Source organism: Pseudomonas sp. R3-41 (assembly GCF_054161485.1).
The window spans coordinates 4,135,209-4,146,080 of the sequence record NZ_CP096421.1 but is presented as its reverse complement, the minus strand read 5'-3'; the positions used below and the strand labels follow the sequence as shown (position 1 = coordinate 4,146,080).

General features: G+C 61.8%; 7 protein-coding genes. 4 read left to right on the top strand and 3 right to left on the bottom strand.

Annotation, left to right across the window (positions count from 1 at the left end; translation table 11 throughout):
* Positions 1-165: 165 nt before the first annotated feature.
* The 3 genes from M1D99_RS17825 to M1D99_RS17815 all read left to right on the top strand — a co-directional run bounded on the left by M1D99_RS17825 (position 166) and on the right by M1D99_RS17815 (position 3,305).
* Positions 166-1,170 carry a cupin-like domain-containing protein gene (locus M1D99_RS17825; protein WP_434570777.1) on the top strand — a complete coding sequence of 335 codons (1,005 nt, stop codon included), beginning with the start codon at positions 166-168 and terminating at the stop codon, positions 1,168-1,170.
* Positions 1,167-2,537: an MFS transporter gene (locus M1D99_RS17820; protein ID WP_458130530.1), complete on the top strand. Its 1,371-nt coding sequence runs from the start codon at positions 1,167-1,169 to the stop codon at positions 2,535-2,537. Before M1D99_RS17825 ends, M1D99_RS17820 begins: the two co-directional genes overlap by 4 nt.
* 156 nt (positions 2,538-2,693) lie before the next feature.
* Entirely contained in the window at positions 2,694-3,305 is a 612-nt protein-coding gene (locus M1D99_RS17815) for an aspartyl/asparaginyl beta-hydroxylase domain-containing protein (RefSeq protein ID WP_072412270.1), read from the top strand.
* Positions 3,306-4,611: 1,306 nt separating this feature from the next.
* Here the strand turns inward: M1D99_RS17815 and syrC are convergent.
* From syrC to syrB1, 3 genes are read right to left on the bottom strand one after another with little or no spacing between them, the layout of a single operon-like run.
* The gene (gene syrC / locus M1D99_RS17810; RefSeq protein ID WP_434570773.1) at positions 4,612-5,826 is read right to left on the bottom strand and encodes a syringomycin E biosynthesis aminoacyltransferase SyrC; all 1,215 of its coding nucleotides are present in this window, start codon (positions 5,824-5,826) and stop codon (positions 4,612-4,614) included.
* A 60-nt stretch (positions 5,827-5,886) separates the two neighbouring features.
* On the bottom strand, positions 5,887-6,822 hold the full coding sequence (gene syrB2, locus M1D99_RS17805) for a syringomycin E biosynthesis L-threonyl-[L-threonyl-carrier protein] 4-chlorinase SyrB2 (protein WP_186710746.1): 936 nt from the start codon (positions 6,820-6,822) through the stop codon (positions 5,887-5,889).
* Positions 6,823-6,839: 17 nt separating this feature from the next.
* Positions 6,840-8,687 carry a syringomycin E biosynthesis L-threonine--[L-threonyl-carrier protein] ligase SyrB1 gene (gene syrB1 / locus M1D99_RS17800; protein ID WP_434570771.1) on the bottom strand — a complete coding sequence of 616 codons (1,848 nt, stop codon included), beginning with the start codon at positions 8,685-8,687 and terminating at the stop codon, positions 6,840-6,842.
* Positions 8,688-9,795: 1,108 nt separating this feature from the next.
* On the opposite strand from syrB1, the gene M1D99_RS17795 reads away from it, so the two are divergent.
* Positions 9,796-10,857, top strand: coding sequence for a TauD/TfdA family dioxygenase (locus M1D99_RS17795; protein ID WP_434570769.1), 1,062 nt, complete (start codon positions 9,796-9,798; stop codon positions 10,855-10,857).
* Positions 10,858-10,872: the final 15 nt, after the last annotated feature.

Sequence of the window (10,872 nt, the reverse complement as noted above, 5' to 3'; positions counted from 1 at the left end):
CCTGATATCCCTTCACAAAGTGAGAAAAAACTAGAGCATCCGCCTTGGGATGTCTGTCATGGGAAGCAGGGACAACAGCGCGGAGTGGGGCTTTGCGGTGCTTGGGCGTGGTCGTGCGAGTCTGTTATACCAACGGCCCTGAGTGTGTGCTTGCGAGGGTCGAAAATGCCATTAACCGCCGAATCGGATCACCCAGCGACGAAGTTCTGGAGCTTGTCCCGCTTCCCCAATCACCCGCAGGCGGGCGCCGTCGAAGTGATCGATGCGCTGGCGATTTCCAAAGAGGAATTCACTCGCCGCTACGTCAATCGCAACCGTCCCTGCCTGGTCAAGAATGCGGTACGGCATTGGCCGGCTTTCCATAAATGGCAGCGCCTGGACTACCTCAAGGCGCATTCGCGCAACAGTGCGGTGGTGGTGCGCTCGCAGATTGTTTCCGAGGTCATCGGCTGGTCCAATCCACAGGTCAAGGCCGAGTTGACCGAATACGCCAAGACGGTCTACCGGGAGGTGCCGTTCCACCAGTTTCTCGACGACCTGAGCGTGGGTGATTCGCCGTTGGTGGCCGACAGTTGCCGGTTCTCCGAAGGCTCGGCCATCGAACAGATGAAGGAAGATGTTGGTGGATTGCCGTTCATGCCGCAGTTGGGCAAGTCCCGGCACTATCCGCCCCATCGCAGCTTCCTGTACCGCAATTCCTATACCGATTGGCACTTCCATGTCGTCGACGAAACCTTCATGGCCCAGGTCGTCGGCGCCAAGGAAGTGTTGCTGTTACCGCCAGACGAAGCCAGTTGGCGAGCCTTGCGCCCGGTGATCGAGCAAGCGGGCTACCTGTACGACATCGACACCGGGCGCTTCCCGGGGACGCTAGCCTTGCGGGCGCTGCGCACGGTGGTGGAGCCGGGGGATGCGTTGTACATCCCGGTCTACTGGTGGCACGCGGTGCAATCGCTGGATGATGAATTCGGCGCGACCGTCGCGGCGACGTTCCCGACGCCTTTGCATGTCAGCGGCAACATCAGCTCGCCCATCGCCAGGCGGGTGTTGCGCACTTATCTATTCTCCCGTTTTGCGCCGTTGGTATTTGGCGCGGTGCTCTATTCCCTGGCCTATCGGCTGTTGGACAAATTCATCGGTGCCGTCACGCCTCGCGATGTGCGCCCATGAGCGTAGGGAGCGGCCGCCGGGGTTTCGATTTGGGGCGCGGTTTCTATTTCCTCTGGTGCGGCGAGTCGCTGGCGGTGGTGGGCACGGCGCTGATGGAATTCGCCCTGGGCGTCTGGGTGTACAACCATACCGGCTCGGCGGTGGCGTTCGCCAACGTGGTACTGGCGGCAACACTGCCGGCCGTGTTGTTCTTGCCCTTGGCAGGTGGGCTGGCCGACCGGATCAGCCATCGGGTGATCATTGTCTGTTGCGACGTGACCCTGGCGGTGCTGCTCCTGGGGGTCATGGCGCTGCTCTGGTTCGAACGGCTGGAGCCGCTGCACTTGTACGTTTTCAATTGCCTGGCGTCGATTGTTGGCGCCTTTCGCAAGCCCGCCTATCAAGCGGCTGTCAGTACGATTGTCGCCCCTGACAAGTTCACCCGGGCCTCGGGGTTGATCAGCATCAGCAAGAACGCTTCGGCCCTGGTGGCACCGCTGCTGGCGGGGGCGATCATGGCCAGTGCCGGGCTGGTGACGATCCTGGCGGTGGACCTGATGACCTTCTGCTCCGGCACCTTGCTGGTGATCAAGGCGTTCTCCCATGTGCGAGGCGCGCCGGGGCGCCAGGACAGCGCGCCCAAAGGCACGGTGTTCGGCGGGGCGCTGGGGAATGTCGCCGCCGCGCTGAAGTTCTTTGTCGCCGAGCGGCTGATGGCCGGGTTGCTGGTCTACACCATGATGCGCACGGCGCTGTTGTCACTGGCCACGCTGATGATGACGCCGTTGCTGCTGTCGACCCTGGGCAGCCAGGCCTTGGGGATGGCCTACACCTGGGCGGCCCTGGGTGGACTGGCTGGCGCGGGGCTGCTGATCTCCATGGGCAACCCACGCCGGTTGATGGCGTTGGTGGCGGTGGCCGATCTGTTGCTGGCGGCCTGTGTCGTCGCCTTGGGGCTGGTCTCGCAGGTTTTCGCCTACTGCGCGCTGGCCTTTGTCGCGATCACCATGGCGAGCATCGCCGACGCCAGCGTGAACTCGCTGTGGATGCGCAGGATTCCCGCCGACAGCCGTGCCAGTGTGTTTGCCTTGATCAGCATGTTGACCATCGCCACCACCAGCCTGGCGGTGATCGTCGGCGGTTTCCTGGTGGACCACTGGTTTCAGCCGGCGTTGGTACCCGGTGGTCTTTACGCCGACTCGATCGGACGCTGGCTGGGCGTGGGCCCGGGGCGGGGCGTGGGGCTGCTGTTCGTGGTGGCCGGCGTGTTGTTCGCGCTGCTGCCGTTGAGCGTCTTGCTCTACGGACCGATGCGTCGACTGGACGAACCGCCAGTGCCGACGACTGTCGCGCGAATGATCGAGAACCCCCAGGCCGAGCCCCTGTAATGCCAGTCGGCCCCGGTGTACCTGATTCCCGTGACAGACAGGCCGCGCCCGGTGGGTCACCCTTGGCAGGCTCTCCTGCTACGCCCCAAGGCATCCGGCGGACAGGACAATCTGGCATTGCCAGCGGAATCGACAACCTCAATAAAAGGAGTACCTATGCGCCCGTCGTTTTATGATCCCAGCCGTTTTCCGCAACTGAAGAACCTGGCCGACAACTGGGAAGTGATCCGCGAGGAATTTCTGGCCCTCAATGCGCCGACCCTGACGATCAACCGCGTGGGCAAGCAGATCGCCGAAATCGTCGAGGAGATCGATGCACACATGGCGGCGGGAGGAGAGTACGGCTGGCTCTGGGGGTGGGGTGACGACATGGATATCATGCCGGAGTGGACCCAGTACGGCCTGGTGGCCTACGACACCCCGATCCCCTACGCCCGCGACGCCATGCCCGGGACTATCGAGCTGCTGAGCAAGATTCCTGGCATCAAGCTCTGCGCCTTGTTGCGCATGGAGCCCAACGTGTTCCTCGGTACTCACTCTCATACCGGCACTTGGGAGGAGGGGCTGCTGCATATGCAATTGACCATCGATGCGCCTACTACGCAGAACTATGCCTACCTCAACGTCAACGGGAGCTTTAACCAAAGCACCAATGGCAACCTGGTGATCTTTGATGGGTCGCTGGACCACTTTGCGGTGAATGCGTCCAGGGCTCACCGGACGGTGTTGTATCTTGAGTTTCATCGTGAGAAACATATGGTGGCTTGATACGGACCGAGCTCGCTTGCGGTGCCCACGGGATTGATGGTTATCCATAGGCCTGTGGGAGCGAGCCTGCTCGCGAAGAGGCCGGCATATCCAACATCTTCATTGACCGAGCCACGGCTATCGCGAGCAAGCTTTGCTCCCACGCTGGATTTTCGGTAGGCACAAAAATTCATGTACACCCAGTCCCCTGTGGGAGCGGGCTTGCTCGCGAAGGGGCCGGCACATCCAACCTCTTCATTGACTGACACTCCGCCTTCGCGAGCAAGCCCGCTCCCACACTGGATCTTCAGCAGCAGCCACATAACTCATGCGCATCCAGTCCCCTGTGGGAGCGGGCTTGCTCGCGAAGGGGCCGGCATATCCAACCTCTTCATTGACTGACATTCCGCCTTCGCGAGCAAGCCCGCTCCCACACTGGATCTTCAGCAGCAGCCACATAACTCATGCGCATCCAGCCCCCCTGTGGGAGCGGGCTTGCTCGCGAAGGGGCCGGCATATCCAACCTCTTCATTGACTGACATTCCGCCTTCGCGAGCAAGCCCGCTCCCACACTGGATCTTCAGCAGCAGCCACATAACTCATGCGCATCCAGCCCCCTGTGGGAGCGGGCTTGCTCGCGAAGGGGCCGGCATATCCAACCCCTTCATTGACTGACATTCGCCTTCGCGAGCAAGCCCGCTCCCACACTGGATCTTCAGCAGCAGCCACATAACTCATGCGCATCCAGCCCCCTGTGGGAGCGAGCCTGCTCGCGAAGGGGCCTGCACATCCAACCTCTTCATTGACTGACATTCCGCCTTCGCGAGCAAGCCCGCTCCCACACTGGATCTTCAGCAGCAGCCACATAACTCATGCGCATCCAGCCCCCCTGTGGGAGCGGGCTTGCTCGCGAAGGGGCCGGCATATCCAACCTCTTCATTGACTGACATTCCGCCTTCGCGAGCAAGCCCGCTCCCACACTGGATCTTCAGCAGCAGCCACATAACTCATGCGCATCCAGCCCCCTGTGGGAGCGGGCTTGCTCGCGAAGGGGCCGGCATATCCAACCTCTTCATTGACTGACATTCCGCCTTCGCGAGCAAGCCCGCTCCCACACTGGATCTTCAGCAGCAGCCACATAACTCATGCGCACCCAGTCCCCCTGTGGGAGCGGGCTTGCTCGCGAAGGGGCCGGCACATCCAACCTCTTCATTGACTGACATTCCGCCATCGCGAGCAAGCTCACTCCCACAGGCCTACCAATACCGCAGCAATGGATTACACACAGACCGAAATGCGAGAAGCCACCAATCCCACAGGACTCGCCTCACGCCAGATGAGCCGAGCCCACCGTCGACTCCAGAAAACGAAAAGCCGTCTGCTTCGAAACCTGGGTCGACTCGAAGAACGCCAGATGACTGCCATTGCGCTCCACATGCAGCAAGGCGTCGCTGATGGACTCGGCAATGTGCTTGGAGCCACCCAGGTGAGTGGTTTCATCGCAGTCGCCAGCGACGACCAGGGTAGGCACCGTGATCTGTTCCAGTCGCGACTTCAACTCAGTCTTGTTCAACGCATCGTTGAGTCGCGCATAGCGGTAGAACAGCTCTTCGTTCACGTAGGGATAAAGCGCCGCGTGGGCAATGGAGTCCGGAATGGTCGCCAGGGTGGCCTGGTCCAGGAATAACGCCTGCAAGTCACTGGCTTCGTTGCGGTCCACGGCGGCCGATTCCATCAGCCATTCGAAGTTCTGCTGGTGGGCGGTGCGCAGGCTGTCGTCCCCCAGGTTGTAATCGCCGTGCCACAGGCTCAGGGAATTGACCCGATCGGTGTGGGTGGCCGCCGCGCTGAGGGCGATCACCGCGCCACCGCAAACGCCCATCAGGTGCGCGCTGTCCAGGCCATAGTGGTTCATCACATTGATCAGATCGCCCACCTGGGCGTCAGTGTCCACGGACAACTGGTCGAACGAAGTGCATGAACCGAACAGCCCGCGGGTTTCCCAGGTGACCACGAAAAATCTTTCGCTCAGTGCATTGAACCAGTCGCGGCACAGATCGAATGGCATGCCGCAGGGCAGGGCCAGGACGATGGCCGGGCGGTCTCGCTCGGTGCTGGCATGCACCGACAGCGCCACGTTGTCGCGAGTAATCAGGTGCAGTGTCTCGACCTCGGGCACGGCACCGCTGAAATCGAAGTGTCTGACCAGGCGCCCGAAGTCCTTGGCACTGTCGACGTCGTCGAAGTGATCATAGGCAAACTCGAGGGCCTGGCAGATTTTCTTGCTGATGAACATCTCGAAAGACGACAGTTGCGCCTCGCCGTCATGCACGTACTGCACGGCTTTGACGCCGATCCTGGCGAACGCGGTGCTAACCGCCCGTTCCGTGGCTCTCACGCTGGAGCAAGCCTGGTCGGGCGCCACGTCACTGCCCTGGGCCAGAAAGCTCAGGCAGATCGGATCGGGCAAATGGATGGCAAGGTGCCTAAGCATCCTCACGGTCTCACACAGGCGCGTCGCTGCGTCGGTGGAAATAGTCATGGATTGGGGACTCCTGTCAGGCACGTTGCGCATGCCAACTGTCATGTGGCAGTGAAAAGGTCAGACGGCTTCGAATTTCTTGCCTCGGGTAGTGTGGGTGACAAGGCGATTGTATTCAGGTGTCGTGTCGCCGATGACTTGCACCGCGCCGTATTTTTCAAGGCTGATCCGTCCACCGTATTCCTCGATGTGGTCGGAGTCGGGGTAGATCTTCACGAACGACGGCACATAACGCGAGGCGAAGCCCATGCGCATGTCCTGGGATTCACCGCTGTGGGGGTAGGAGGCGTGCATCAGCGTCGACCAGAAAATGATGAATTGGCCGGCCTTCATCTGCATGGGCACGGCGGAGGCTTCGTCGGGCTTCCAGTTCTCGTCGATCTGCAGCTGGCGATAGTCATAGCCGAAGAAACCGCGCCGCACGCCGTCCTTGACCACCGAGCTGTTGTTGGCATCGGGGTCGTAGGCCATGCGCTTGGTTTCGTCGTAGTTCATGCTGTTCTGGGTGCCGGGGATGAATTGCAGGCAACCATTGGCGATGTTGGCGTCGGTGAAGGCGGTCCAGACGGTGATGGTGCCGCCGAAGTCTTCGTTTTCCGGCCAAAGGATTTGCGGCTTGCCCGAGGCGTTGGCGAAAGTGTCGGCCTGGTGCCAGTCGGTGCCTTCGTCGCCAGGGTATTTCGGGAAAAACTCGGTGCGCCAGCACAGTACGTCCGGGCCGAGGATGCTCTCGACGCGGTCGCAGATTTGCGGACGGCAGATGTGGCTGGCGAGGAATTCGTCGTCCAGGTGGCGATCGTAATTGGCAATATTGGTGCCGCCGGAGATCGCATCCAGATCCTGGTAGGCCGCGGCACTGCGGTCGAGCAAACGCAGGCGGGTGCGCTTCCAGGTCTCTTTCATTTCTTCTGGCGAATAGGCGTCGAATGGTCCGATGAAACCGTTCTTTTCAAACGCCGCTCGTTCTTCCGGGGTCAAGGCGAATTTTTTGCTCATGGGCTTTTCCTTTTCGATCAATGGGCTTGAACAAGGGAACGCTGGATACAGCCGGCCAACACTTTGGCGGTGGCGCCATCGGCCAGCACACCTGGGTCGAGGTTGACCCGGTAATGGGCCTTGAGCGTGCTCAACGAGCGGATCAGGGCCAGGGAGGTGCCGCCGAAATCGAAGAAGTCATCGTTCAGGCCGATGTTCTTCAGGCCGATGTCGTCCGACCAGACCTTGAGCACGAACTGCTCTTGTTCAGTGAGGTTCGGCTCGCTGGCGTGGAGCTCGGTCGATGGGATCGAGTCGGGCGAGGGCAGGCGGCTCTTGTCGATCTTGCCGTGGTCGGTGACCGGCAATGCCGCCAGTGGGATGTAGGCCGAAGGGCGCATGTAGTCCGGCAGGCTCGCGGCCACCTGTGCGGCCACTTCGCTGCGGACCTGTTCGGTCCAGGCCGTCACGCCATGGGTCGGTACCACATAGGTCACCAGGCGCCAGTCGCCATCGCCGTAATCGTGACCGGCCACATGGGCAGCGGCTACGGCGGCGCTGGCTTGCAGGCACGCTTCGACTTCGCCCGGCTCGATGCGGAATCCGCGGATTTTAAGTTGTTCGTCGCAACGACCGGCGTAGCGGTATTCGCCATCGTCGCCCAGCACCAGCAGGTCGCCCGTGCGATAGGCAGGGCTTGAGGTACCCGGCAACCGGACGAAGCGCGCTGCATTCAGGGCGGGACGATTCAGGTAGCCCAGCGCTACACCGGCACCTTCAATGTACAGCTCACCGGCATTGCCGTGAGGCACCGGTTGTTGATCGGCGTCGAGCAGGTGCAGGCGCCAGCCATCCAACGGTGCACCGATGGACACCATCGCGGCGCTTTCCAGGTCCTGGCCGAGCACCCGTTTGAAGGTGGTGTGGACGGTGGCTTCGGTGATGCCGTACATGTTGATCAAGGCTGGCGTCTGGTCGCCATGGCGTTCGACCCACGGTCGCAGCACCGTGGCGGGCAGCGCCTCGCCGCCGAACACCACATAACGCAGGGCCAATGGCGCACTGGCAGAACGGTCCGCTTCATCCAGGCCACGGAACGCCGATGGCGTCTGGCTCAGCACGGTGACGCCCTGGTCGGCCAGCCATTGACGCGTGCCACTTGGCGAGCGCGACACATCGTAGGGCACCACGGCAACGTGGCCACCGTGGGCGAGGGCGCCCCAGATTTCCCATACCGAAAAGTCGAAACCGATGGAGTGGAACATTGACCAGACGTCGTTTTCGGTGAAGGCGAACGAGCGTTGGGTGCTTTCCAGCAGGCGACTGACGTTACCGTGCGCCACCAATACGCCCTTGGGCTCACCGGTGGAGCCGGAGGTGTAGATGACGTAGGCCGCGGCCTCGTCGGGGTTGCGCTGGTCGTCGGCGGGCAGCGGTTGCAGGGCCGGGCCGGCCAGCAGCTCGGCCAGGGACAGGACGCGCACGGACGCGCTTTGCGGCAGGTCGGCGAGTTCCCCGATCATCAGGCCCAGGCCGCTGTCGCGCACGATGTGTTCGACCCGCTTGCCCGGGTATTGCGGGTCGACCGGGACGTAGGCGCCGCCGGCCTTGAGAATGCCCAGCAGGCTGATGACCAGGTCGACGCCACGTGGCAGGCACATCCCCACCAGCATGCCGTCCCGGACGCCTTCCTGGCGAAGCCGGGCCGCCAGTTGCGACGAGACAGTGTCGAGTTGCGCGTAGCTCAATGAGCGAGAGGCGTCGGACACCGCGGTTCGCTCAGGGAATTCACGGGCCCGGGCGACGAATGTTTCATGCAGGAATGCACCGTGCGTGAGGGGGGCTGGCGCGGGGTTGACCGATCCGCCAGTGTTCTTAATCGGCATGACTAACGCTCCTGTTAAATGCCAGGCACAACGTGTTTGCGTGTTGCGCAAACCGAGGTGCTCGAGACGTCACTGCGACCCACGGCATCGTTTGCGGTACCTGTGCATTTCGCAGCCCGCGCATTTCAGCACCGACTTTGTGTCGGCGTCTGTCGCGGGAAATGGGGACAAGCGAGGCTGGTTTGGGTCGACGTGTGTCGGTGCAATGGCCGGTGGTGGGTACGGGGCGCCACAGATCAAAGTCAAAGGCAGAGCAACAGCAGGATATGCACTCAGCATCCAAGTAGCTGTGCTACCGCTATCGCGAGCAGGCTCGCTCCCACAATGGGTCTGCGGTGAACACAAGACTCATGAGCACCCAAGGTCACCTGTGGGAGCGAGCCTGCTCGCGAAGAGGCCGGCCCATCCAGCATCACTGCAAACTGGCCCGCCGCTTTCGCGAGCAGGCTCGCTCCCACAATGGGTCTGCGGTGAACACAAGACCCATGAACCCCCAAGATCACCTGTGGGAGCGGGCTTGCTCGCGAAGAGGCCGGCCCATCCAACATCACTGCAAACTGACCCACCGCCTTCGCGAGCAAGCCCGCTCCCACAATGGATCTGCGGTGAACACAAGACCCATGAACCCCCAAGATCTCCTGTGGGAGCGAGCCTGCTCGCGATGAGGTCGGCCCATCCAGCATCACTGCAAACTGACCCGCCGCTTTCGCGAGCAGGCTCGCTCCCACAATGGGTCTGCGGTGAACACAAGACCCATGAACCCCCAAGATCACCTGTGGGAGCGAGCCTGCTCGCGAAGAGGCCGGCACATCCGACACCAACATTGACTGAACCACCGCTATCGCGAGCAAGCTTTGCTCCCACAGATCTGATGGATGTACGACCGGGAGAGCCAGGTCGGCTATCAGGCCGCCTCGCTTTGGCTTTTGATCTTGATCTGGTGACGCCCCGTTAACCACGCTGGCTGAACGAAGCTGTTGCAACCTCTGTCCCGGTTTGCGGTGCCAGACATCCCCCCCGATCAATGTTTTTATCCTTGCCCGATGGTGGGTCGCATTGGTCCGGCCCTGCGACGTGGATCCGACGATCCGTGGTTCAGGAGTTATTGATGAGTCTTCAAACTGACGCTTCGCCCGTCATGCCCGCTGACGGGATCGCGGATTCGCTTGCCTGGCCAGGTCCTGGAACTGGCGAATCGATCAGGCTGTCATTGCTCGCCGACGGTTTGAGTTTGCCGGTGGTGATCGAGCCGGTTGAACCGGCGTTGAATCCTTCGCTGTGGGCCAGCACCCATCGCGAAGCCATCGAGGCGTTGCTGTGTCGCCATGGTGCGGTGCTGTTTCGCGGTTTCGATCTCGGCTCGGTGCCAGCCTTCGAGGCGTTCGCTGAAGCCTTGTCGCCCGGGCTGCACGGCAGCTACGGCGACCTGCCGAAGAAAGAGGGCGGACGCAACGTCTACCGTTCCACGCCGTATCCCGAACGCGAAATGATCCTGTATCACAACGAGAGCTCACATCTGCAAAGCTGGCCGCGCAAGCAATGGTTCTATTGCGAGCAGCCCTCACGGATGGGCGGTGCGACGCCGCTGGCCGACATCCGCCAAGTCCTGCAATGCCTGCCGCTGCAGGTGGTCGCCCGGTTCGAACAAAAAGGCCTGAGCTACAGCCGCACCTTCACCGCCGGTGTCGAGCCGAGCTGGGCGTCGTTCTTCGGCACCACCGAGCGCGCCGTCGTCGAACAGCGTTGCCGGGAAGAGGGCACCGAGTTCGAATGGCTCGACGACGAAACCCTGCAAGTGCGCACCCTTTGTCCGGCGGTTATCCAGCATCCGGTAACCGGGGAGCGGGCTTTTTTCAACCAGGTACAGCTGCACCATCCGTTTTGTCTCGGCGAGGAAATGCGCGAAGACCTGCTCGATATGTTCGGCGCCGATCGTCTGCCGCGCATGGTCAGTTACGGCGATGGAACGCCGATAGAAGACGACGTCATGGCGTTGCTCGGCGAGGCCTATGAGGCCTGTGCGGTCAGGTTCGCCTGGCGCAAGGGCGATGTGGTGATGCTCGACAACATGTTGGTCGCCCACGCTCGCGACCCTTACGAGGAGCCACGCCTCATCGTTGTGGCGATGGGCGAAATGACCGCCCAGGGCGACGTATGGCGACCGGCGTGAGCCCTTTCGTGACTC

Bases quoted from the DNA above. Each gene is read 5' to 3' on its own strand.
- M1D99_RS17820 (WP_458130530.1), top strand. From the start codon at position 1,167: ATGAGCGTAGGGAGCGGCCGCCGGGGTTTCGATTTGGGGCGCGGTTTC.
- M1D99_RS17815 (WP_072412270.1), top strand. From the start codon at position 2,694: ATGCGCCCGTCGTTTTATGATCCCAGCCGTTTTCCGCAACTGAAGAAC.
- M1D99_RS17825 (WP_434570777.1), top strand. From the start codon at position 166: ATGCCATTAACCGCCGAATCGGATCACCCAGCGACGAAGTTCTGGAGC.
- syrC (WP_434570773.1), bottom strand. From the start codon at position 5,826: ATGACTATTTCCACCGACGCAGCGACGCGCCTGTGTGAGACCGTGAGG.
- syrB1 (WP_434570771.1), bottom strand. From the start codon at position 8,687: ATGCCGATTAAGAACACTGGCGGATCGGTCAACCCCGCGCCAGCCCCC.
- M1D99_RS17795 (WP_434570769.1), top strand. From the start codon at position 9,796: ATGAGTCTTCAAACTGACGCTTCGCCCGTCATGCCCGCTGACGGGATC.
- syrB2 (WP_186710746.1), bottom strand. From the start codon at position 6,822: ATGAGCAAAAAATTCGCCTTGACCCCGGAAGAACGAGCGGCGTTTGAA.